Source organism: Clostridioides sp. ZZV15-6598, assembly GCF_020657705.1.
In the GTDB taxonomy this organism is placed as follows: Bacteria; Bacillota; Clostridia; order Peptostreptococcales; family Peptostreptococcaceae; genus Clostridioides; species Clostridioides difficile_F.
Genome location: NZ_JAGWCS010000032.1, coordinates 1 through 22,448, shown reverse-complemented (window position 1 = coordinate 22,448; position 22,448 = coordinate 1). Strand labels below are relative to the sequence as shown.

The following is a 22,448-nucleotide window of genomic DNA, read 5'->3' as shown; positions in this document are numbered from 1 at the left end:
ATATTTTAAAAAATATTTTTGTTTAGAATAATGGTGTATATCCAGTTGTAGAATCTAGGTCTACTTTCATAGTATCAGCTTTTGTAAAGCCAAATGAAGGAGGTATTCTCAAATTAATAGAACCCTTTACAGTGTATTTCTTTGCCTTACCTGTGTCACTTGGAGCTAAAGGTCTATTCACTATGTCTATTTTTAAATCAGAAAGGACATATTCTATTTTGGAGTCATTATATTTAATAAATTCGCTATCCTCTTCTGTCAATTTTAAAGACTCTTTTAACTTATTTTCAATATTTCCTTTATCAATATTTTCTTTCCATTTATCATCTTTATCTAACTGATATGCAGCACCATATCCTTCTCTTAAAGATGGATATGCTTCATCATAGTTCTCTGTAGCTATAGCAATAATAGACTTTTCAAAAGCATCTCTAACACCTTTAGTTATTAGTGCTAATCTTAAATATTCAGCACAAATACAAAACAGTATCATAATAACAACAAAAATTATACATATTACTATAGCTGTAGCATTTCCATCTTCTTTTTTTAAGATGCTCTTTATTTCCAATATGCCTCACTCCTTCCAGTCGCATTTGAAACTAAAGGTACTGGGAAAGAAGCAAAATCAAAGAAGCTTAAGTCCATTGTCTTTTTTATAGTTACTTTTATTTCTTCATTAAGTTGGACTTTATTTGTTCCACTTATATATTTTGTTGACCATTCAATTCTATCTGGTTCAACTATATTTTTATTTAGTTTTTCTATTTCATTATCAACATCTTGGCCAACCTCTCCACTTATTTCTGCAACTCTAACAATCTCATTTGCATAATGATTTAATTGGCTCTTTGCAATAATGACTGGTAACACATTGATTATAAGTCCAACCAAAAGTGCTACAATAAATATTATTATTATTATCCAGATAGCTTCATCTATAGCTCCTTTTTCATTTCTTATAGGCTGACATAAATCTTTTTTACTCTTTAATATTATTTTCATCACAATCCTCCTTAAAAGAAATTGTTTAAGGATTTATAAACTTCAATACCTAAAGCAACAAACATATTCATGATTAAGCAACCAAGCATAAGCATTGTATATTTTCCAATTTTACTTGGTCTTTTACTAGCAATTGCTTCTACTCTTTGTAATTTTAAATCATTTAACTTCCCTGCCAGTTTTTGAAAATACATAATCTCATCATTACCATTTAATACACCAACTAGTCCTACGATTACCTCTGATAAATTTGAACTATTAACTCTACTCTCAAATCGGATTAAAGCTTCTTTCTCAGAACTAGATTTCATATCAGCTAGTGTAAATTTAAGTTCTTCTGCTAATGTTTCATTTGCAGTTTTTACATACTCTGAAATTATATATGAAAGATCTCTAGTTCCACTTAATTCTAGTGCTAAAGTTGAAGCAAATTCTGGAAGTTCATAATCAATTCTTTTTATTTTGTCTGCAACAATTCTATCTGCTCTTTTCAGTTCTTGAAAAACAGAGTAAATAGAAAGAGCTACCCACACAATACATGCTTTTTTATAAATTACATAGGTTGGAATAGTCAAAGAAAGAACAACACAAGAACTTACAAATGCATTTGCAACATAAGTTTCTGGAGTTAAATTTATATTAGCTGACTTTAAAGTTAATAATAATTTTTTTCTTTTATATTCATTAATTTTTATAAATTTAGATATCCTCATTGCAATTTTTGTAGTTAAATCATCTAATGTTCTCTTTTTTTTATTTGAATTTATAATTGATGATACAGTTCTTGAATATTTTTGTCCTGGCATATTTAACATTCCTGCTAAAATCATATAAATACTAAATACAAATAAAGAGAAACAAAGTAATAATATCAATTAATCACCCCCACTTATTCATTTATTGATTTATAATCAATTGGTTTTATTAGTTTACTAATTTGTATGATAGAAAAAAATGTTAATGAAACAGTAATACAAATTGATATTTGACCAGGTAGTGTATACATTAAATTTTTAAACCAATCTATATTTAAAAATTTCAACATAAAAATTGAGCCATACAATATACCTGTCATCATTAGAAAACTTTTTGCTGGACCCATTAATTTATTATTTACTTTTTCATTTAGTATCTTTACATTTGAAAACTTACTTACAGTTGATCTAAGTGGAGATTTAAGTGTTCTATTAGTTTGACATTGTATAACTCTATTTACCCATTCAACAAAGATATCATTATCAATACTATCTCTTAGTTCTTCTAATGCCTCTGTTATGTTAGGAGATAGCTTAATTTTATATAAACATTTTCTAAATATATTTTCTAAAAGGGGATTAAAATAATCAATATTTTCCTCTATAGACAATATTATATCCTCATTTCTCAAATAAGAATTTGTAATCATAGATAAACTACTTTCTAGCTCATCATTTAATTGCCTTTCATATGCATTAGCAGTTACCTTTATATATAGAAATGGTAATATGCCAAATCCAAACGCTAATATTGGTATTAAAAGTATATTACTTATGCTAAGTGCCAGAAAAATACCTATTACCATTAATATAATAGAAATAATACATATATTTGAAAACTTTCCTTTACTTTGGGTTCTTTCTAAGATATTATTAGTATCTTTTATTAAAAGTTTTATACCCTTTTCTTTCTTTTTTCCTGTTAAAATTTCCACTCTATCACTGATAGAATGTGATTTTTGCCTTCTCTCAAATATAATTACTATTTCTCTTAAAAATTCAATCGGAGATATTTTCAATAATGTAAATATTCCTCCTGTAATCACTAAAAACAAGAATATGTTTGAGAATCCCATTAAAAAACCTCCTTTCTATTACATAAATCATCTACTTCATAATAATTTAACATTTTATTCAATTCTTTTTCTGTGATTCCATTTTCTAATAAACGTTTCTGGATATTTTCAGAAATATTATTTACTTTTTCAAAATATCCTGTGATTACTTTCTTATTTCCTTCAATCTTTATACCTGTTCTAACAAAATGAAATAGTGTTTTAAACTCACGTGTTTCATCTTGATGAACAATACACTCTGTTATTTCCATTATTTTTCTTGATTTATCTTTTAATTGTTTTGCAAAGCAGGATATTGGAAAGGCTTTAGTTACATTTTGCATTAAAGTATTATCATCCATATTTGATTTTGACTTACATAAGTCTCGCATCCTTGAATAAACATCAATACAAGAGTTGGCATGTATAGATGTAATAAAGGGATTCCCTGTATTGGCTGCTTTTTGTACTTCAAAGGCTTCTCTACCTTTCATCTCAGAAATTACTAAGTAATCGGGGTTCATTGTAAGAGAAAACTCTAATAATTTTTCTTGGTCTATATCCTGCTTAGGGTCATCACTATGCCTTGTCCTTAGATGTATTACTTCATTTATTACCTTACCATTTTCATTCCTCTTAACCATATCAAACTCTCTAACATCTTCTTCTATTGTTATTACTCTATCATCGTTATCTACAGATTCTTTGACTAATGAATCTAGAAGAGTTGTTTTTCCAGAGTTAGTTGGTCCTACTATACACATACTTGTTCCATATTTAAAAAGCTTTTGCATAATATAGAATATTTCTGCTGTTCCTGTACCAAATTTTATGAAATCAGCTATTTTTAACTTCTGAGGATTTATAATACGAATAGATACTGCAAGACCTTTACTCTCGTCAATTAGGCCATATCCTAAGGCTGTTATTCTTATTCTCTCTGATAAATGACCTCTTACACCAGGTTGAGCATTGTCAAATACCATATGAGACATTTGTAACATCCTTTTAACAACATCTATTGCATGTTTTGCATTACTAAATGATTCTTCTGTAAATTCTTTATGACCATCTTTAAAAGTAATTCTAGTTGAATCCCATTCATTTATGTTTATTTCCTCAACATCATTTCTGTAAAGATAGTTGTCTAAAAAATCAAAACCTAGCATTCCAGATAATAATTTATCAATTAATTCTTTTTCAGATAGTCCTTTTACCTTATAAGAATAATCAGCAATAAATTTCTCAACAAATGGTCTTACTAATTCTCTTTGTTCTGATAGATTTTTTCCAGATATAATTGAAAAGCACTTATCTAAAATATAACTTTGTGTTTCTCTTAAGACATCTGAAAATTCTTTCTCTTCCTTATCTTCATTCAAAAAATTTTTAAGAATTTGTCTGTCTCCAAAAGCCATTATTTATTTCTCCATATTTTCTTTTTCTTTATATAATCCCTATTATTTAAAGTGTAAGCTAATTCACTAATGGTTCTATTGTATATACTCTTTTTCTTACTAAGTTCTTGAAATAAGTCTCCAGAGAGAGTTTGTTCTCTTATTTCTTCAAGATAAGGTAACTCATACTTTATTCTATATATTTCTTTTACTTCACTTACTGATTCATCTTCTTTAAAATTAGATAATACATTTATGTGCTCATTTATTTTAAACTTCTGTAACATTAATAATTGTAGATTAGAATCAAAATAAGAAATAGCTTTTAAACTAGGTTCTACAAGCCTAAAAATAGTATTAGCATATTCTAATGTCGTAGAGGTCAATAAATCTGTAAAAAAGTAACTTGTACAATCAACAATAATATAGTAAGACATGTTTTCAAGCATTTTAAATAACTCTAATACTCTTTCAGTATTATACTGTGCATATGTAGATATATTTTCTCGTTGTTTATATCCCAATATATTTATAAATTTATTTCTGCCATTTACTAAGTTTTTTAAAATTATTTCTTCTGATAAAATTGGAGCTGACAATACATTTCCTAATGATTTCTCTTTAATTTTTTCATTTGGTAAAACAGTATTTAATGAAGGGCAAATTAAATCAGAGAATACTAATATTACATCTTTCTTTTCTTCTGCTAACTTTTTTGCTAATTTTATACTAAAAACAGTTTTACCTGAATGTGGACTTCCCCAAATAGCGATTGTTTTACCTTTCATCTCTCTTCCCCTATTCTTTCAATGGTGTAGTCATATTTTTTGATGCTAATAAATTTATTGTTTCTTCCTGTTTCTCTATAAATTTATCAGCATTTGTAACTGTACCACGATAAACTAGTGTTACATGCATTTTACTATTTTCTTCTAATGTAGCTAGTAATTTAGCTTGAATATCATTTACTTCTATTGTAATAGTTGTTGGAAGTTCATTTTCTTCCTCATTTCCTTTCTGAACTTTTTCATCATTTTTATCTGACCCTTTTGAATTAGTAACTGCTAATACTCTAACATATTGTAATTCGGCTGGTTTTAATGTTTCTTTATCTTCTCCATAATCAGCAGCTAAAATTGATATAATATCTCCTGTTTCAAGTTTTCCTGATAATCCAGCTGCAAAATTTTTAATTGTAATAGATATAGCTTGTCTCTTACCATCTAATCCATATAAATACTCATTTTCAGCCACACGATTTTTTGAAATTTTTGTAGTCAATACATTATCATCTTTATTGATATCTCTTATTGCATACTTTCCAACAACACTATCTTTTGTTTTAATACTAGTTTGAGGTAAACTTTCAGAATCAGTAGTTTTGACTTCTTTAACCTTTGAAAAACTTATTTTTTCACCTTTTTTTATTTCTTGTGTGGCTCTAACAAAAGTTGTTTGTGATTTCATTTTTTGTAGGTACGGAGAAACAAAGCAAATGTATGCACCTACTAATAATGCTGAACAACCAATTAGTACTCTTTTTGTCGCTAATTTCATACTTTCCCTCCTATAATAAATATGCTAAAAAGCACCCTACAGAAATATAAGGTGCTAAAGCAATACCATTTTTATATGTTTTATGATTGATTGCAAAGGCTAATATCAAGCTAAATAGAATAAATATAAATGACTCTATACCTTTAAACCCAATCAAAAAACCACTACTCCCCATAAGCTTTATATCTCCTCCTCCTACACTTCCATTTTTTAATATAGCTGATAAATAAAGAGGCAAGGCAAATAAAAGTAAATTTACTATTGATAAATATAAATTTACTTTTATAAGAGATACTAACAATATTAATATATGGATTTTGTTAGGTATTAATTTTGTTCTATAGTCTACATAACTTGTATAAATTAATATCTGGGCATATAAAAAACCTTTAAGAATTAACACTACATCATTAATATGTTTTAATAAACTTATAATTAACAAATATTCAATTAAAACTAATACTATTTTTTGTTCTATACTTAATTTAATCCTTTCACCATTTGGTAGAAACACTAACTCATAAAAAGAATTATAAATCTTATTGAAATTAATATCTTTTAAACACATAATTTAAAACTTTATCCAAACATATCCACAATTGTAGATTGTGCTTTAGGCAGAATAACATCTTCTAAAGCTCCAGTCGCCCATGCTAACATCAATCCTCCTAAAAAGACTGCTATAACTACCCAAATAGCTTTAGATACATTTTCATCCATCCCAGACTCGTTGTCTAATATGTTTCTTAACTTTCTTTCAGCATGTATTATCTTTTGTCCTATATAGGATTCTAAAAAAGTATTATTTTGTTTTCTTTTTTCTTTTTTAAATGATATATTTTCCATATCTGACCTCCTTAAATTTTAAAATATATATAAAAAAAGCATCTCTAGAAAATGCTTTTATTGACAAATATAGTTGTTGTAAAGAAATTTATTTTATACAAAACATAAATTAGCTAAGTATCTTTAAGGTTTTTCAGATATATCTATCATTTTTTCTTGTATAATTGGAGATATGTATTCTATTGCTTTTCTTCCAAGTAAAGGCCCTAGTAAAATTAAAAATAAAATTATTATACATCCAATAATGGCTCTCTGACGTTCTGACAAACACCTTTTCTTTTTATCCTTACTTAAATCAATGCTTTTCTTTTTATCTTTCATATAAACCTCACCTTCTTCAATCTAAAATTTTCCTCACTATGCACAAAATTAATGTTATAAATGTAAGTATAGTCGCTAAACATAATAAAAACCCTAGCATTCCCTCAAAAAACGAACAAGCAGTATGTGTTAAATTTACTACCATATTGTTTATGATGTTTCTATCATCCCTAAGAAAAGTTACTCGTTTATCCATAATTTTATTTATGAAAAGAAGTGATAAACACAGAAACACAGCCAATGCTGAAAAAAAAACGGGTTCAATAAAATCCAAAAAATCTCTCCAAAAATATTCTATACGTTCCTTGATCTTTGTACCTATACTACTCAGTATTTGAAACATACTCTTTTGTTCATAAATAACTTTTTCTTTAATAGCGTTATAATCAGATTCATCTTTTTTTATTTCTACCATAATATCCTCCCTGTATACTAAATATCTTCTCTACACAAATTCTTATTTATAAATTAAAAAAGGAAGATAGATATCTATCTTCCTTCATTGCATTTAGCTAAATTATATTATTTAAATAAAATAACACTCTTAATATAGATGATTTTTTATCTTTCATAGTATAGAGGGGTGAGATGGCTTAAAGCCATCTCAATTTATATATGAAAATATCAAAAAAATGAACCTGTATATGACATCTATCATTAGATGTCATATACAATCTCACTTTCATATACCTCTATATACATATATGTTTTTATGGATTGTATCTTATCTACTACCATTCTTCATTAATATATCTATTATGAAAAATAATATTAAAAAAATTTGTACCCCCACAATGTTAGCAAATGTAGGTTCTGCTAGTGATGGTAAAACCATAAGAAAGATTAATAGAACAACAATTTTTATATAATCACTTCTACTACGTTTATTAGATGTGTTTTCTTTAACTGTTTTTTTATCATCATTCATGATTTATCGTCCTCCAATAATTTATAATTCTATTTTTTAATCAAATGGTAATATAACTATAAATCAGTTATCTGCTTAAATAATTCACAAATTAAAATAAGAATCAATGAAGGAATTAATATACTAATAGCATCATAAAATCGTCTTTGCTGTATCAAATCAAATATTATTACAACTGAAACTAGTATTATAACAATAGGACATATAAAAAGAAAACCATTCTTAAACCGCTCATAGGAGTTACCTTTCTTTATATCTTTAATATTTTCTGAAATATATCCCTTTGATTTATATATAATACTATCCATTTTTTCAGATACAAAATTTATAGAATTCTTTTTTTTAATGCTCATAATTATTCTCCTTTCAAGTGCTTACTTATTGAATAAATATTCTAGTCCACTTATTTTATAATTCATATTACTCATTTAACCTTAATTTAAAAAATCTTCTCTATCTTGTGTACTAATAAGAGAAAATTTATCTTTAAAGTAAAAAAAAACTGACATCTTAGTCTTTATAAATAAAAAACTTATAAAATTTGGATCTGCTGTATTTAATATTTCGCCAAGGTAAGATGTTATCATATCTCCTATACTTGCTTTATCAAAAGAAAATATTTCATTTAAATTATCAAAAACAATTAAATATTCAGCATTTTTTTCTCCAGATAAATAATTTTCATTAATAAAAGTAAGGATATTTATTAATAGGACACCTAATATTTTTTCATCATCAAATAAACTTAATTTATTAAAAGCAATAAATTCACTATTGTGTACATGATTTGTATTAGAATGTATATTTAGTAAATATCCATAATTATCTATTATTTTATTAAGCTTTGAAATAATTGTATCTATAACATTTATTCTTATATTTAATATGTCTTTAATATTATTTAGCTCTTTAAATACTTCAAATACCTTTTCTTTATTAGGAGATTGCATACAGTTTATCATTCTATGTGTTCCTTCTATATATCTTAAATAATTTATAAAATCAGATAAAATAGGGTATTCATTTTCTTTATATTTTGTACACTCTTTTATATCTATTCCAAAGTACTCATAAAATTTAGTTAGTAATATATCTAAGCTAGTTAATTCTTCTTCTGTGTATTCGCTTGCTAAAATACAATACATTCTTCGTATCTTTTTTAAATGAGTACCAAATGAAAATATATCAAAACCTTTTATTGTTGAATAAATTTGTAATGGGTTTATTATTTCTTTATCCTTGTCAATTTGTACTAATTTAATATCTTTCATATCATTAAACTTTGTGGACTCTGTATTTACTAGTATTATTTTTTTACCTAATTTTATTTGTGTATAAATAATATCTTTTGCAGACATCTTGTTTGTATTTTCTATTTCACTATTCATTTTATATACTAAATTCATTAAAATTCCCCCCCAAAATTATAATTAATTTTACTCATTTACTTATATATCTCCTTCATCCAATTCATCAAGAATTAAAGATATTTCAGTACTTAAAACAGAAGCATAAATAAGCACTCCTAAAAAAGCTATAGCTATTGTTAAAGCAACAAACATAAATTAATCACCTCAGTTTTTTATAATTAACAAAAAAGGTATTCCATAGTTGGAATACCTTTTAAACTAAATAATTTATTTTAAACCAGGAAATCTACCATAACTCACTGGTCCTTCTCTCATATCTGTTATTCTAACAGTTTTGCCTGATTCTGGAGCTTCTATGATTTTACCTCCTCCAATATACATCTGAACATGGTGAACATTCCAAGGATTTGTTAATGATTGTCCTTTTTCATGTACAAATACAAAATCTCCAGGTTGTAATTGTTCTCGTGATACAGGTGTTGAAGCTGCACATTGTGCTGCTGATGTTCTTGGTAATCCTTTAACTCCTGCTTGATTGAAACAATATACCATAAGACCACTACAATCGAATTTATTCGGCCCAGTTGCTCCCCAAAGATAAGGCTTTCCGAGTTGTTTTCTCATAATTGATATAATTTGATTAACCTTCGCAGAACTAGAACCTCCTGATATGCTTGTGTTTCTAAATTCTATAGCATAGCGATAAACTTTATTTGGATAATCATAAGGAGCTTTATCTAAATTTATAGACATACCTCTTCCTTGTCCAACATTATATAGTACAAATGCTCTTCTCAAAAGGTCTTTAAATTTAGGGTCATTTTCATCACTATCCCACTTTATTTGATTAACATATTCATTAGTATTATAATTTTTTTTATTTGGGCAAGATATTCCTGTCATACTTTCTAATCTAAATAAAGCATAGTTAAAATAGAATCTTGCTTCAAATGCACCTGCAATAATTTGAGCTCTTGCATCTTTTAGAAATATGCCCCACATTTGCTCTGAACTGGAAAAAGAATATCCTGCTTGTTTAAATAAATCACCCATTCCTTTTCTCATATGTTCAGCCCATATGTCACTTCCATCAGTATCATACTTTTGAAATTGCATTATTCCATATGCTCCTCCATACTGACAATTAGGATTAAAATTACTTTCTTGTTTTGCAAATCCAGCTAATACCCAATTCGGAAGACCTGTTAGTTGAGATGCCTCATCAAAGAAGGATGCTAATCCTTCCGGAACACCTACAAGCTGTCCCCACTGACCTCCACCTGGATAATATGGTGCAAGTGTATTTCCAAATAACCAGTTCCATTTTTTATCTGAACCAGAATTTATAATCATCCCAATAACCATATCAACATCATTTTTACCAACATGATTTTCTTTGATTAATATTTCTCTAAAATGGTCATATGGCTCTCCTTCAGCTTCCTGTGAAGCTAAAACTGGTTTTGTTATTTCTATTCTTTCATCAGAATCTATTATTGTTGTTTCTGTTTTTATTTCATATGTATATTTATTAGTATTGTAAATTGAGTTTGCATAATCTAACAAATATACCGTATCAACAGTTTCATCAACCTTTTCTACATATCTTTCATCATTACCTTCACCAACTTTTTCTTTATAAAAACGTCTTGTTATTATTTGAGCTTCTGAATATTTTAAATCAGGTTTTAATGTTTTGTCCACTATTTCATCAACTTTTTTCTTTAATTGTTCAACACTACTTTTTGAAGACACTTGACTGTTACTTACTAAAAATCTTAAATATTTCTCTACATGTTCAGCTCTTAATAAATGTTGACTGTCTAAAAAATAATAGTCTTTAGATGTGTATTGTGCTACTTTTTCATCTATATAAGTTTGAACCTCTTTAGTTTCTTCAGAAGATAAGTTAGGAGTTATTTTATCACCTGTAAATAATTCAAATGTTGCAGATAATAGTATTAATACTAATATAACAAAAGCACCATAAGGAACCATTATTTTAAACATTAACTTTTTAAATTTATTTTTAGCAATACCTTTTACTAACTCTAATCCCTTTTCAAACAAAGCTTTCATCCTCCCCTTAAATAAAAAAGTTAACTATGTTAACTCTATAAACTGTCCTTAAGTAAAGAATCTATGCTATTGTCTTTTGTACTACTTGCTAAAAATTTAGATGCACTATCTATATCCCCTTTTGAAACACTTTCATAAAAATGTTCTTTATCGGGTTCAGTTACATTGCTATTAAACATAGCTGTATCAAAAATTTGTTCAGCTTTTCCAGTTGCTTGTGTTATATCTAAATTATTACCTGGCTTCTCCATTATATTTCCAGCGATTGAATTGATTGTATCAATTCTAGCTGACTCTACTTGTCCCATATTTCTTTTATCATTTATTGCAGAGAATATAACTCCATCATCTTTATTGCCATAACTATCTTTCTTAGATAAATTATTGAAGAACATACCTTGAACAGCTCTTTCGGCGTTACTAGGGTTTTTAAACGCAATGTCTGGTTCTTTGTCTGGAATAGTTTCTATATTCTTCTTTAATTCATTTCCATCTTTTGAACTATCTAGTTTATTCATTCCAAAGTTATACTCATCATCACTATTATCACTATTTTTTTCTAATGGATCGTTATCTATTGGTAATTCATTTTCTATATTATCTAAAGGTTTTGCATTATTATCATCAGAAGAATTTATATTATCATCTAAGCCTATATTATCACCATAGCTTGATTTCATATCTGCATCATATCTATTTTGTTCCTCGGCAGGATCATTTCCTCTATTAAATTTATTTCCTATTCCACCATTTATTGCTCTATCAGCCATTTTTGCCATTTTACTAAAATTACCTTCTTTGTCTCCATGTCCCATAAGACCTTCTAAAGCTTCTAATGTTCCTGCTGTTCCTGCTGTAGAAGCCTTGAACGCTTTTACCATACCTGATATTGCTCCTAGAGTCCCTTTTGTAAATCTTCTAGCTTCTCCATATTCATCTATTCCAGATAATTTAGCAAAATATCCCTGTACAGAGTTTCTTAAAACATCAGATAATTTTATAGTTAAGGTAAGACCTATTAAAATAAATAGTAACGATGAAGTTGCTGAGAAAAACAATGAAAATACTACAAACACTATAGAGTAACATAGTCCTGTTATTGAATTACTTAATATCTCTCCAAACCAAATTTCAAATGCATTTATGTTCTTGTTAATTCCCCATAAAGCAGAAGCGATAGGTGTGAAAACAAACATAATCCCTAAAACCCATGTTCTAACCATAAAAACAATATTTACTCTCAATGTTAAATAAGCAAAATAAACTTTTATTATCGCTGTAGTTAAAACATTTCCAGTTTTAAGTTCATCTAATATAGAATTAGACATTGTTACATGGCTAAAAGACTCATTTAAAATTGATGTTAAGAAATTGGAAAAGACTATTATCCCATTAACTAAAACTGGACCTCCTGCTATTATGAGACAAACAAAAACCCATCTTTGTAAGCTTTCCTTTGTATCTACATCTTGTCTTTCATCAACTGAACCTTTTATAACTCTTACAGCTGTAAAGAACACCATTAAGATAAGCAAGACATAAGCTACTTTTTGAACTATTCCATATCCAAAAACTAGATGTGACCATTGCTCTTTTGTAAATATACTTAAATCTTTTGCAAATATTAATTCTTCTAATGTTTTTGTCCCAAGTAATTTTTCTTGAACAAATCCATCTCCAGAAAAAATAAATTTTGTTACAGAATCTAATAAGAAAGCTATTCCATTTGCAAGGAAACTATCTTCATCTTCTAAATCTTTAACAAAATTAAGCTCTGATGATTTAAATTCAGAGCCTCCTGTTGTACCCATATTTACAATTATATCTTGTAAGAAACCTGCTAAACTTAGCATAAGACCTAGCATTAAAGCTCCTAATACCAGTTTTGTTGTTCCTTGCATTAAGATGGTCCTTTTATCATAGTCATTTTTATATATTATTAGCTTGTATATGAGTATCGCTAAACTAATTGTAATAAGTATTACTCCTGCATATTGCAGTATATCGACTAAAGCTTGAATTTGTTCACTCATTTTAGTAATCCTCCATTTTCATATTTTAAGTCTCTGCAAACTCTTTTTCAAAGTTGAATAAATCAATCTGAGCTAAGATGTTTCCAACTTCTGTAACAAGTATACATTGTCCCTTTGAAAATGAAGGTATTCTTTTCCGAGCCTGTTCTGGAAGTCCAAAAAACTTGGTTATTTCCTTTGCAAGTGACGCATCTTGCTTAAATATTATTTTTGTAGAGCAAAGATTTATTATTGCCTTACCAGCTTCTTTAGTTAAGAATTCTCCAATTGCTTGTGTACTTATAATTAGACTTATCCAATATTTTCTTCCTCTTCTTGAGAAATCTTCAAGTAGAGCCAAACTAGCCTCATGTTGAGCAAATTTCCAACCTTCATCTATCCATACATTTTTTTGTATACCTTTATATTTCCAGTCTGAAAATAAACCCCATAACCAGCTTAAAATTGTAGTCATAGCAAAAAACTTGCTAAATTCATCAAGCTGTTTCAAACAAAAAACAATAAGTTTCTTTCGTTTGAATCTAGATATTTCTTCACTTGTTTCACAGTCAAACATAGCCATTACACCATCACCAGTTATTAGTTGCATAATATCAGATACTTCATCAAGGTTTTCATTCTTTTCCATAGTAGCTTTTAAATCACTAAGTATTGGTAACTTTTTCTTTTTATTATTTTCCATTAATGAATTTGGCTCTATACCTATTCCTCTATCAGAGTAAACTTTTTTAATAGCATCTTGCACTCCTGTTATTTCTGTGCCAACTAATCCTTTTCCATTTCTATATTGTTTTATAAAGTTGTTTATAAGATTAGTTATTTCAACCATTTTTTCATAAATTGGAACAGTTCTTCTTCCATTTTCATCTTCTTCAACAGATAATTCCAAAGGATTTATACCAATTTTTCTTCCTGCTTTTATATGAAGATAATTGCCACCAAATTTTTTATTTATCTTCTCATATTCATTCTCCATATCAAATACTGCGTTCCACTCACCAAGTAACGCTCCTCTACCCATAAAAACTTTCATAAATGTAGATTTCCCTGAACCTGGCTTACCACAAATATATAAATTAGGATTTGAGTATAACTCACTTTCTTTTATGTGCTTTTTCTGACATAAGAAGTTATCTAAAATTAAAGTAGAATTTGTTTGCTCATTTCTTCCAATATATTTTCCTTCTACATGATTTAAATGTGTACATCCGCTAGGCACTAGACAAGCTGTTCCTCCAGTGGTCATATTCCTTTTATCTTGCATATAGTTAAAAGAATTGAATGGAAGAGTTGTCAAAAATGCATCTCTTTGGTCATAAAATAAGACCTTCACAATTATTCCGATTTTTTCACATGCTTCTATTAGCATACTTGTCTTATTTTCTAGGTCAGCTAGATCATTTGACCACAACTTCATTAAATTCTGAGTATGATATAGTTTATCTGAATTGGTTTCTATTAACATTCTCAAATTATCTATGTTTTTAGCAGCTTCTCTCTTATCATAATCAACTGTTCCAGTGCTTTTATACTCCATATGTATATTTGACATTATCTTTGAATATTGATTTTTCAGGGATTTACTAAGAGTAGTTTCATCAAGCTTCTTAACTATTGATAATAGCTCCATATTTTCTATACAACACAAATTGTTCAATGTGCTTATATTCATATTTTTAGGAAATGATTGAATAGACAACATTCTTATATAATTGTTTCTATCAAGCTTTATGTAGTCTTCCTTTTCTTCAAAAATATTAGGTTTTATAATATCATATATAGTCAATCTGCCTATCTCTAGAAATTGCTCATCTTTTTTATTCTGTTTCTTTTTTTTGTCTTTTTTCCTATTTTTTACGAGCCTTTTTTCTTCTTCTGGTGTTAAATTTTCCGTTGACTCAACTTTTATTAAATCTTCTTCAGATAAGATACTAATATCATCATTATAATCTTCATGTTCTTTTCTTGAAATCCCTAACCCTTCTACATACTCTGAAAATATGCCTTTTTCTATCAAATCTTCTACAATAAAATCTTTACCTTTATTAAATTGATTGTGGAAAAATTCTATAATATCAATTCCTTTAACTGTAGATACTCTGAAATTGGTATCATTCAAAGCTCTTACCACATAATTTACTTTTCCTTGTAATTCTTTTAAAGCTCTTTCTTGAATTGGATGATTTGGAGTTACAATATAGATATAATTATATTTTGTGTCACTATAAATTCCATTTTCTAAAGCAGAAAATTCATTGTACAATTCTTCTTTATATTTTTTAAGGAAATCACTTGGTTCATTATTGTCCATTTTTTTATCTATAAATTCTTTGTAATGTTTAAAATCCTGCTTTTTATTACTACGAGCATATTTAATAGGAAAATTCAGACCAAAACTATATGATATTAATACATTTTCAAATTGTTTTATATCATCTTCAGACAATAATGCTACATCAGTCGTTGAAATTTTTAATATCACAGAATAACCATACTTACTTTTTATTATTGTATTATTTAAAACTTCCTGAATTCCTATAATTTCATCCATGAGTTTTATCTTTTTATCTTGTTTCATTTTCTTAACAGTCTTTTGGTCTATCAAATCATACGTTGTTGTCTTTTGTTTAAAATCCATAGAAACCTCCTATTCATTAGATTATTCATAATGTTTTATTACTTTTTTTCTAAATAAAAACTTAACTCTAAGTAGTACATATGAATCTAGATATAATCCATTTATCCTTACAAAACTGAATGTACTAGATATTGCCAACATAAAAACTTCAAAGAAAAATATCATTAAAATGTTTAGAAAATTTACTGTTGTTGCTCCATTCTCTAAGTAATTAACGAATAGTTGTGGTCTTTGTATTATCATCATAAAAAAACCAACTGGAACAGAGAACCAGATGGCTTGACGCAAAGATAACTTTCCACCAATTATTTTATCTTCAAAGCTTAAGTCGAAAGGTATTTGAAAATTAGTCATATAAACCTCCTTTATAAAAAATAAAAGGTTTAAAGCATGAGCCTTAAACCTTTTAACTAAGTTATTTCATGAATGAACCAGTTAAGAAACCTACTGCTGATGCTGCAAACCCAATTACAGCTATTCCACCAGCTATATTCATTATCTTAGACATAGATTCTTGTCTTTGTTCTTGACGCTTAGACACCATTAATGAAATTCCTGCTATACATAAACTTACAAGTGCAGTAACAGCACCACCTACTTGAGCTATTTTTTGAATTGTAGGAATAATTTGATCTCCTATTGATTCTGCTGAAGAGGATGGAATCCCAGATAGTCCTGGAACTAAGAATAGATTTACAATCCTATTGTTACTAACTAAATATAATCCAGTTAACATTGTAATAATTCCACTCAACTTAATAAATTTATGTTTAAATAATATATCTTTATTTTCAGTTATTTCTGTTGAATCTAGTAAAACATCTTGTTTTAAAAATAATTCTTTTATTCTATTTATTGTCATTTTTATTACTTCCTTTCTAATCCTTTAAAATTAGTGTTGCCAAGTATCCAATCATTGGAAAATATACACCTGTTAAAATAACACCTATTACTGTAAACTTAATATTTTGTAATACTTCCGCTCTTTCGTCTGCTCTGTTCAAAGTCATTAATTTAATTCCTGCATAACATAAACCAGTTACAGCTAAGACTAAAGCAATAACAACAACTGGATTTTTAGCAACTGATAAAAATAAATTTGTAAATTTTAAAGCATCAGTTCTTACTTCTAACAATTAAATCACCACCTATATATTTTCAATCAAGTCATCTACAGAACATTTATAAATTGATATAACCTTTTCTTTAGTAAACATGATTTCATTTGGCTTAGTATCAAGAAAAACAACCTCATTTGGTTTTGCATTAACTAATTGTGCCACAGTATAGCCCAAGAATTTTATATTTTTAGCAATAATGAAAATAGTTTTTATTTTAACATCACCATTTTCATCTTTAACTAGTTTTTTAGCTTCTTTGACCATTAACATTTATGTAGATATACCTCTCTTTTCAGTTATAATCCACCTTTACCAATATGAGAGAACCATCCTATTATTTGGAATCTCATGGAAAATAAAATTATCGCTAAAAATATACACCCCATGCTTGCTGCTGCTTTAACAGCAAACTTTGATTTAAGCACTGTTGCACACAAAATAAATATAACAAGAACTATAAGAAAAGCAATTACAGCTATATTATAAAAACTACCTGATACAAGTGCATCAACTTCTCCTACAGCACCATTTATTTTATTAGTCATTTCCTCTGTTGATACATCAGGAATATTACTAAGTCCAGTTGTTAGAAAAAGAATACTATTGTGCATTAAACCACCTCCTTTTGCTTCAGCTTTTCTTGTAGCTTAGTTAATGCTTTCTTTCTTATATAACTTATTTTGTTTAGATTTATTTTTAATTTTTTTTCTATTTCTTTATAATTCTTTTTTTCTATATAAAGATAAAATATTACTCTCATTTCAAGCTCGTCTAGCTCTGACATGGCTGATTTCAATTCTAAATGATTTATCCTCATTTCAATTTCATTATTTTTTATTAAATTCGAACAAATTGATTCGTTTGTTAAGTTAAATGATTTTTTTAAACAGTTATCTTTTTCTAAAGCTCCATTTGAATTCTCTCTAACAATTTTTCGATATTTTTTTTTAGGAATATAGCAATCTACAGTCAAAATCCTAAATTGTTCAAATATCTCGCTTTCAATATACTTTCTAGCATATGTTAAAATATTTGCTTCTTTTTTAATGTCATATCTATTTATAGCAGTTATAAATCCTATTAATGCAGAATTAAATATATCTTCTACATAAGAATCTTTAACTGTATATTTAGATATCATTTTATAAATATATTTTTGATTATTACTTATTAATTCTTCAAGACAGCTTTTATCTCCAGCTCTATATCTCATAATAAGTTCTCTATTTTTTTCTATCATAAATGATATCTGTGTTTAATTTTTTATTTGTGGAGATAAACTTAGCTTTATATTTTTTGCTGTCTACATTTTTATAACATGATTTTTTTATCATACCTTTCACCTCCAGTCTTATAAAAAAATAGACACCTTAATAGGTGTCTATTTTTTATCTCTGTTATTTAGTTAATCTCTACTATTATACTAGGTAATTATTCTGCAAAATTTTTTTCATAAGTTTTATATTCCATCATGTCTCTAGTTAACTTTATCCGAATTGGTAAATCTTTTGTGGCCATTTCTCTTGTTTCTTTATTAAGAACTAAAAATATATCTTTATTTTTATTTGCCTTCACTTCATAATGATTTATATTCATCATTACTATAGAACCATCTGTAGTCCTTTGTTTTACTGACATATTAATAGCATTAATTTTTTGATCTCTTTCTAATTTAGCCATTATAGCTATTTCTTCACTTCTTTTTTCATTATAACATTTAGCCGATTTCTTATAGATCTTATTCCTTTCTTTTTTTCTATTTTGACTTTCTTCTCTTCTCCTTTGTATTTCAGAATTATATTTTTCTTCATTTTTACATAACACTTTTTTTATTGTATCAAAATCTAGATTTAGCATACCTTGGATATCTGATATACTCATCTTGTATTCAAAAAAGAATACATTAACTTTATCATATAATTCGTTTTTTATTTCAGGTTCATAGTCTTTAATATAATTACTTATAGTTCTCTCACTTACATTAAACTTTCTTGCCATCTCACTAATTCTTACTTTTCCATATTCAGACTTTTTAATGTAGTAATTAATTATTTCTGACTTTTTAACCTTAATATCTTTAATATAATTATTTATAGTCTTTTCACTCATATTGAACTTATTCGCCATTTCACTAATTTTTACTCTTCTATGATGTGACTCTTCTATATAATAATTAATTATTTCTTCTTTACTCACTTTATATTTTCTAATATAATTATTTATAGTTTTTTCACTTATATTAAACTTATTTGCCATTTCACTAATTTTTACTTTTCCCTTTTTAGATTCTGACAAATAATATGCAATTACTTCTGTTTTTTCCGTTTTTTCTACTTTTCTCAAAAATATACTCCCCTATTTTTTGACATAGCTTTTCCCTTATGTATAAAATATCACATATTAAAACTAAAAAAAACAATCAAAATTTTATAAAAGTGAAAAATATATATTTTACTAGCAATAAATAGAGTAAACTAGCTTTTTTTTATGAAATTTCCAAATAAATTTTATAAATTTCATCAATCTGTTCAAAGATTTCTGTTAATAATGACTTTAATCTATGTCTACTTATATCCATTTCATAGCAAATATATTTTGCTGGAGGTTCTTCCTTTATTTCTTCCATATATGTAAGTAACTCCTTTAATCTTGGAGATAAGGATAATTTTAGTTTTATATATCTTTCTTGAAGGTTGAATACAGATAATATTTTTTTTTGCTCTTCTATTATACTATCTTCTGGATTTAATAAATTAGCCTTTTCAATGCCTATTAATTTACTTATATTTTTATAATGCTCTATACGATCAACCCTTATTTTAACAAAATAGGATATATCATTTTGAAATGAGCAAATAATAAATGTCTCTTTTATCATTTCAGCTATACCATCATTTTTATCTTTACAGTCTTCATCATCTTCATATTTCCTTTGATTTAATTTCAAATTTACATTGTCTAATCTTTGCTTTTCCCTTTCATCTGAATTCCTTCTAGAGTTGCCTTTTTCTGTAGTGCTTTTTTGAATGTCAGCTGTTTTCATCATGATACTCTCTCCCCCCAAATTCAATTAATTCATTTGATAATAACCTCAATTATACACATAAATATCTTCTTCTCAAGTAGCCATTTCACAATTTTGGGTGACTTGATTTTATCGTAATTAAAGATAAAAATTTATTCAAACTGTACTTTTATAATTAAATTATTGATTGATATTTTAATTGTAATTGAAATTATTATATTTCAAACTATTATTGATTTTGTATTATATATTTTATTTGTTTTTTAAGGAAAAAGTTTAAATTTTTTTGATGTGAGCTATATTTTTATCCTAAAGTAGCCCTTTATTGTGAAATGGCTACTTTTTAATTTCCAAAAAATGCAATTTTTAATGCATCTTATGAGCATATTCTATAACATTAGTCGAAATTTTTCAAACAATATTTTCATAAAATGAAAAAAAAGACTATATTAACTATAGTCTTTTCTTTGTTTTATGAAAATATTTTTATCTTCTATAGATATTTAATACATCTTCTGAAATATCTTCTACTATTTCATTCTTTTTCTCAGACTCAGGTTCTTTTTCCAATTCTTCTATACTTGAAGATTCATATCCTTTTTTATCATCTTCATTTGATACATCTTCTGGAATATCTTCTATTATTTCATCTTCAATCTTAGGTTCTTTTTCTAATTCTCCTATACTCTCACTAGAAGATTCAATACCTTTTTTATCATCTTCATTTGATACTTTATTTTGATTATTAGTTTTAGAAGGGCTACCATTAACTATCATCTTAGCCATATCACTAACTGAATTTCTCACAATATTTTCAAGTGTTTCCTTTATACTAGCATTATTTATCATTGCTTCTGCTTTTAGTAAAGAATGTATCTGAGGGTCTATATAAACTAGTTTTGTTTTTTTCACTTCTGAATTATTTTTTGACATTTTTATCTCCTAAAAAATTATTTGTTTAAAGAAGCTAATCTATCTTTCTTTAAAATTTGCCATAATGCTGAGTTTACAAGATTATATAATCCCTTAGACTCTAAAGTAACTGCATACTTCTCATCAATATACAATAATTTTATACCAGCTCTTTTACATAATCTTTTTAATCTGTTTTCTAATCCATTTTTCATTAGTATACTTCCACCACCATAAACAACAATTATATCAATTTCATTATTTACTCTTTCCAGCTCTGTTTTTGCTTTATTATAAATTGCATCTGTTTGTGGCTCTAGGTGAAATTCAAGAATTTCTAAAGCATCTTCATAATATTTATGCTTTTTATCTCTAATTATTTCACTAAACTTTTGTCTAGAACAATTCGTCATTCCTTTTAACTCTATAAATTCATCCAAAGAATTGTCAATTGCTATTCCTAGACCATTATTAGAGCCCTTTATATAATTAGGTTCATATGCAATACCTTTAGTAATTGGATATTCTGTAGTTCCTTCACCTATTGAAATATGTAACACTCTATTAGTTTTGAAATATTCTTTATTTAGTTTTTCTTCATTTACATCATTATATGATTTAAATATACTATCATCCATTTCACTAAGAGCAAATGATGCTGTCACACCTTCTGGTATAGTATGTACAAAATCAAAATTCAATTTAACTTCAATGGATTTTTTAGGTGTAACTACCTTTACAATACTTTTATCTTCCATAAATCTGCTTTCAAATAATTCTGCTACTTTATTATTATATTGACCTATTGGTAAAGAACATCCCATTTCCACATTAACATTAATTTCATCAGCCAAAGTTCCTTCTTTGTAGGCTTTTTTTACCGCAAACCCTGCAATATGAGCTAAGGTACTTATAAATACAACATCATTATTTGCTTTATCATTATCTAATCCAATCTCAATACTTTTTATTCTTTCTCCACTTTTAAGAGCATAATTTCCAACAAAAAAAATACCTGGAGTTATTTCATCAGAAAGCACTTCAACAATTAAATTATCACTTATATTTTCTATCATATATTTTTCATCAATAGATTCTAAATTTGGTCTTTTTCTTACCTTTGATATTACACTAGGCTGGCATATTTGTTCAATATCATTTCCACTTGAATCTGATATTACTATATCATGTTCACTGTTACCAGTATCATTTCCAACTTTTAAATTTATAGTTTTTACCATTGTCTTTGCTTTAGTATCTAGAACATCAACTTTATCCATCTTTAAATCTCCTTTTAAATAAATATTCTTTACATAGTTATTATATTATAGAAAATCTATGAATTCAATGTAAATTATGTAAATTATGTAAATATATAAATTACATAATTATATATACTTATATAT

General features: G+C 26.9%; 27 protein-coding genes. All 27 read right to left on the bottom strand.

What is annotated here, in order from left to right; genetic code table 11:
- Positions 1 to 22: 22 nt before the first annotated feature.
- The 27 genes from KGF50_RS08505 to KGF50_RS08375 all read right to left on the bottom strand — a co-directional run bounded on the left by KGF50_RS08505 (position 23) and on the right by KGF50_RS08375 (position 22,322).
- Positions 23 to 571: a hypothetical protein gene (locus KGF50_RS08505; RefSeq protein ID WP_227847661.1), complete on the bottom strand. Its 549-nt coding sequence runs from the start codon at positions 569 to 571 to the stop codon at positions 23 to 25.
- The gene (locus KGF50_RS08500) at positions 562 to 1,005 is read right to left on the bottom strand and encodes a DUF4320 family protein (RefSeq protein ID WP_131793158.1); all 444 of its coding nucleotides are present in this window, start codon (positions 1,003 to 1,005) and stop codon (positions 562 to 564) included. The genes KGF50_RS08505 and KGF50_RS08500 overlap by 10 nt, the downstream gene beginning before the upstream one ends.
- A gap of 11 nt (positions 1,006 to 1,016) precedes the next feature.
- Positions 1,017 to 1,880: a secretion protein F gene (locus KGF50_RS08495; protein ID WP_227847660.1), complete on the bottom strand. Its 864-nt coding sequence runs from the start codon at positions 1,878 to 1,880 to the stop codon at positions 1,017 to 1,019.
- 14 nt (positions 1,881 to 1,894) lie between these two features.
- The gene (locus tag KGF50_RS08490; protein WP_227847659.1) at positions 1,895 to 2,836 is read right to left on the bottom strand and encodes a hypothetical protein; all 942 of its coding nucleotides are present in this window, start codon (positions 2,834 to 2,836) and stop codon (positions 1,895 to 1,897) included.
- The gene (locus KGF50_RS08485; protein WP_227847658.1) at positions 2,836 to 4,233 is read right to left on the bottom strand and encodes an ATPase, T2SS/T4P/T4SS family; all 1,398 of its coding nucleotides are present in this window, start codon (positions 4,231 to 4,233) and stop codon (positions 2,836 to 2,838) included. The genes KGF50_RS08490 and KGF50_RS08485 overlap by 1 nt, the downstream gene beginning before the upstream one ends.
- Entirely contained in the window at positions 4,233 to 5,000 is a 768-nt protein-coding gene (locus KGF50_RS08480; protein WP_227847657.1) for a ParA family protein, read from the bottom strand. The genes KGF50_RS08485 and KGF50_RS08480 overlap by 1 nt, the downstream gene beginning before the upstream one ends.
- 10 nt (positions 5,001 to 5,010) lie before the next feature.
- Positions 5,011 to 5,769: an RcpC/CpaB family pilus assembly protein gene (locus KGF50_RS08475; RefSeq protein ID WP_227847656.1), complete on the bottom strand. Its 759-nt coding sequence runs from the start codon at positions 5,767 to 5,769 to the stop codon at positions 5,011 to 5,013.
- A 10-nt stretch (positions 5,770 to 5,779) separates the two neighbouring features.
- A complete protein-coding gene (locus tag KGF50_RS08470) occupies positions 5,780 to 6,337 on the bottom strand; it encodes an A24 family peptidase (protein ID WP_227847655.1) in 558 nt (185 codons plus the stop codon).
- Positions 6,338 to 6,348: 11 nt separating this feature from the next.
- Positions 6,349 to 6,615 carry a DUF6133 family protein gene (locus KGF50_RS08465; protein WP_227847654.1) on the bottom strand — a complete coding sequence of 89 codons (267 nt, stop codon included), beginning with the start codon at positions 6,613 to 6,615 and terminating at the stop codon, positions 6,349 to 6,351.
- 123 nt (positions 6,616 to 6,738) lie between these two features.
- Positions 6,739 to 6,936, bottom strand: a complete 198-nt coding sequence (locus tag KGF50_RS08460) for a hypothetical protein (protein ID WP_227847653.1) — start codon at positions 6,934 to 6,936, stop codon at positions 6,739 to 6,741.
- A gap of 16 nt (positions 6,937 to 6,952) precedes the next feature.
- A complete protein-coding gene (locus tag KGF50_RS08455; protein WP_227847652.1) occupies positions 6,953 to 7,351 on the bottom strand; it encodes a hypothetical protein in 399 nt (132 codons plus the stop codon).
- A 309-nt stretch (positions 7,352 to 7,660) separates the two neighbouring features.
- Positions 7,661 to 7,864, bottom strand: a complete 204-nt coding sequence (locus tag KGF50_RS08450) for a hypothetical protein (RefSeq protein ID WP_227847651.1) — start codon at positions 7,862 to 7,864, stop codon at positions 7,661 to 7,663.
- 56 nt (positions 7,865 to 7,920) lie between these two features.
- Complete coding sequence (locus KGF50_RS08445) at positions 7,921 to 8,217, bottom strand: hypothetical protein (protein ID WP_227847650.1); 297 nt, start codon at positions 8,215 to 8,217, stop codon at positions 7,921 to 7,923.
- Between the two features lie 81 nt (positions 8,218 to 8,298).
- Positions 8,299 to 9,270, bottom strand: a complete 972-nt coding sequence (locus KGF50_RS08440) for a hypothetical protein (RefSeq protein WP_227847649.1) — start codon at positions 9,268 to 9,270, stop codon at positions 8,299 to 8,301.
- 231 nt (positions 9,271 to 9,501) lie between these two features.
- Positions 9,502 to 11,304: an NlpC/P60 family protein gene (locus KGF50_RS08435; protein WP_227847648.1), complete on the bottom strand. Its 1,803-nt coding sequence runs from the start codon at positions 11,302 to 11,304 to the stop codon at positions 9,502 to 9,504.
- A gap of 44 nt (positions 11,305 to 11,348) precedes the next feature.
- Positions 11,349 to 13,346 carry a hypothetical protein gene (locus tag KGF50_RS08430; protein ID WP_227847647.1) on the bottom strand — a complete coding sequence of 666 codons (1,998 nt, stop codon included), beginning with the start codon at positions 13,344 to 13,346 and terminating at the stop codon, positions 11,349 to 11,351.
- Between the two features lie 25 nt (positions 13,347 to 13,371).
- Complete coding sequence (locus tag KGF50_RS08425; protein WP_227847646.1) at positions 13,372 to 15,984, bottom strand: ATP-binding protein; 2,613 nt, start codon at positions 15,982 to 15,984, stop codon at positions 13,372 to 13,374.
- Between the two features lie 21 nt (positions 15,985 to 16,005).
- Positions 16,006 to 16,338 (bottom strand): PrgI family mobile element protein, encoded by a 333-nt coding sequence (locus KGF50_RS08420; RefSeq protein ID WP_227847645.1) that lies wholly within the window; start codon positions 16,336 to 16,338, stop codon positions 16,006 to 16,008.
- A gap of 61 nt (positions 16,339 to 16,399) precedes the next feature.
- On the bottom strand, positions 16,400 to 16,846 hold the full coding sequence (locus tag KGF50_RS08415; protein WP_227847644.1) for a hypothetical protein: 447 nt from the start codon (positions 16,844 to 16,846) through the stop codon (positions 16,400 to 16,402).
- A 16-nt stretch (positions 16,847 to 16,862) separates the two neighbouring features.
- Positions 16,863 to 17,120: a hypothetical protein gene (locus tag KGF50_RS08410; RefSeq protein WP_227847643.1), complete on the bottom strand. Its 258-nt coding sequence runs from the start codon at positions 17,118 to 17,120 to the stop codon at positions 16,863 to 16,865.
- A gap of 12 nt (positions 17,121 to 17,132) precedes the next feature.
- Positions 17,133 to 17,375, bottom strand: a complete 243-nt coding sequence (locus tag KGF50_RS08405; RefSeq protein WP_074178603.1) for a hypothetical protein — start codon at positions 17,373 to 17,375, stop codon at positions 17,133 to 17,135.
- A 26-nt stretch (positions 17,376 to 17,401) separates the two neighbouring features.
- Positions 17,402 to 17,716: a hypothetical protein gene (locus tag KGF50_RS08400; protein ID WP_227847642.1), complete on the bottom strand. Its 315-nt coding sequence runs from the start codon at positions 17,714 to 17,716 to the stop codon at positions 17,402 to 17,404.
- Positions 17,716 to 18,345, bottom strand: coding sequence for a sigma-70 family RNA polymerase sigma factor (locus KGF50_RS08395; protein ID WP_227847641.1), 630 nt, complete (start codon positions 18,343 to 18,345; stop codon positions 17,716 to 17,718). Before KGF50_RS08395 ends, KGF50_RS08400 begins: the two co-directional genes overlap by 1 nt.
- A gap of 191 nt (positions 18,346 to 18,536) precedes the next feature.
- The gene (locus KGF50_RS08390) at positions 18,537 to 19,448 is read right to left on the bottom strand and encodes an NUMOD1 domain-containing DNA-binding protein (protein WP_227847640.1); all 912 of its coding nucleotides are present in this window, start codon (positions 19,446 to 19,448) and stop codon (positions 18,537 to 18,539) included.
- 142 nt (positions 19,449 to 19,590) lie between these two features.
- Complete coding sequence (locus KGF50_RS08385; protein ID WP_227847639.1) at positions 19,591 to 20,151, bottom strand: hypothetical protein; 561 nt, start codon at positions 20,149 to 20,151, stop codon at positions 19,591 to 19,593.
- Between the two features lie 465 nt (positions 20,152 to 20,616).
- Entirely contained in the window at positions 20,617 to 21,063 is a 447-nt protein-coding gene (locus KGF50_RS08380; RefSeq protein ID WP_227847638.1) for a hypothetical protein, read from the bottom strand.
- A 17-nt stretch (positions 21,064 to 21,080) separates the two neighbouring features.
- Positions 21,081 to 22,322 carry a ParM/StbA family protein gene (locus tag KGF50_RS08375; protein ID WP_227847637.1) on the bottom strand — a complete coding sequence of 414 codons (1,242 nt, stop codon included), beginning with the start codon at positions 22,320 to 22,322 and terminating at the stop codon, positions 21,081 to 21,083.
- Positions 22,323 to 22,448 lie beyond the last annotated feature (126 nt).

Bases quoted from the DNA above. Each gene is read 5' to 3' on its own strand.
- KGF50_RS08500 (WP_131793158.1), bottom strand. From the start codon at position 1,005: ATGAAAATAATATTAAAGAGTAAAAAAGATTTATGTCAGCCTATAAGA.
- KGF50_RS08490 (WP_227847659.1), bottom strand. From the start codon at position 2,836: ATGGGATTCTCAAACATATTCTTGTTTTTAGTGATTACAGGAGGAATA.
- KGF50_RS08485 (WP_227847658.1), bottom strand. From the start codon at position 4,233: ATGGCTTTTGGAGACAGACAAATTCTTAAAAATTTTTTGAATGAAGAT.
- KGF50_RS08480 (WP_227847657.1), bottom strand. From the start codon at position 5,000: ATGAAAGGTAAAACAATCGCTATTTGGGGAAGTCCACATTCAGGTAAA.
- KGF50_RS08475 (WP_227847656.1), bottom strand. From the start codon at position 5,769: ATGAAATTAGCGACAAAAAGAGTACTAATTGGTTGTTCAGCATTATTA.
- KGF50_RS08470 (WP_227847655.1), bottom strand. From the start codon at position 6,337: ATGTGTTTAAAAGATATTAATTTCAATAAGATTTATAATTCTTTTTAT.
- KGF50_RS08465 (WP_227847654.1), bottom strand. From the start codon at position 6,615: ATGGAAAATATATCATTTAAAAAAGAAAAAAGAAAACAAAATAATACT.
- KGF50_RS08460 (WP_227847653.1), bottom strand. From the start codon at position 6,936: ATGAAAGATAAAAAGAAAAGCATTGATTTAAGTAAGGATAAAAAGAAA.
- KGF50_RS08455 (WP_227847652.1), bottom strand. From the start codon at position 7,351: ATGGTAGAAATAAAAAAAGATGAATCTGATTATAACGCTATTAAAGAA.
- KGF50_RS08450 (WP_227847651.1), bottom strand. From the start codon at position 7,864: ATGAATGATGATAAAAAAACAGTTAAAGAAAACACATCTAATAAACGT.
- KGF50_RS08445 (WP_227847650.1), bottom strand. From the start codon at position 8,217: ATGAGCATTAAAAAAAAGAATTCTATAAATTTTGTATCTGAAAAAATG.
- KGF50_RS08440 (WP_227847649.1), bottom strand. From the start codon at position 9,270: ATGAATTTAGTATATAAAATGAATAGTGAAATAGAAAATACAAACAAG.
- KGF50_RS08430 (WP_227847647.1), bottom strand. From the start codon at position 13,346: ATGAGTGAACAAATTCAAGCTTTAGTCGATATACTGCAATATGCAGGA.
- KGF50_RS08425 (WP_227847646.1), bottom strand. From the start codon at position 15,984: ATGGATTTTAAACAAAAGACAACAACGTATGATTTGATAGACCAAAAG.
- KGF50_RS08420 (WP_227847645.1), bottom strand. From the start codon at position 16,338: ATGACTAATTTTCAAATACCTTTCGACTTAAGCTTTGAAGATAAAATA.
- KGF50_RS08415 (WP_227847644.1), bottom strand. From the start codon at position 16,846: ATGACAATAAATAGAATAAAAGAATTATTTTTAAAACAAGATGTTTTA.
- KGF50_RS08405 (WP_074178603.1), bottom strand. From the start codon at position 17,375: ATGTTAATGGTCAAAGAAGCTAAAAAACTAGTTAAAGATGAAAATGGT.
- KGF50_RS08400 (WP_227847642.1), bottom strand. From the start codon at position 17,716: ATGCACAATAGTATTCTTTTTCTAACAACTGGACTTAGTAATATTCCT.
- KGF50_RS08395 (WP_227847641.1), bottom strand. From the start codon at position 18,345: ATGATAGAAAAAAATAGAGAACTTATTATGAGATATAGAGCTGGAGAT.
- KGF50_RS08385 (WP_227847639.1), bottom strand. From the start codon at position 20,151: ATGATGAAAACAGCTGACATTCAAAAAAGCACTACAGAAAAAGGCAAC.
- KGF50_RS08380 (WP_227847638.1), bottom strand. From the start codon at position 21,063: ATGTCAAAAAATAATTCAGAAGTGAAAAAAACAAAACTAGTTTATATA.
- KGF50_RS08375 (WP_227847637.1), bottom strand. From the start codon at position 22,322: ATGGATAAAGTTGATGTTCTAGATACTAAAGCAAAGACAATGGTAAAA.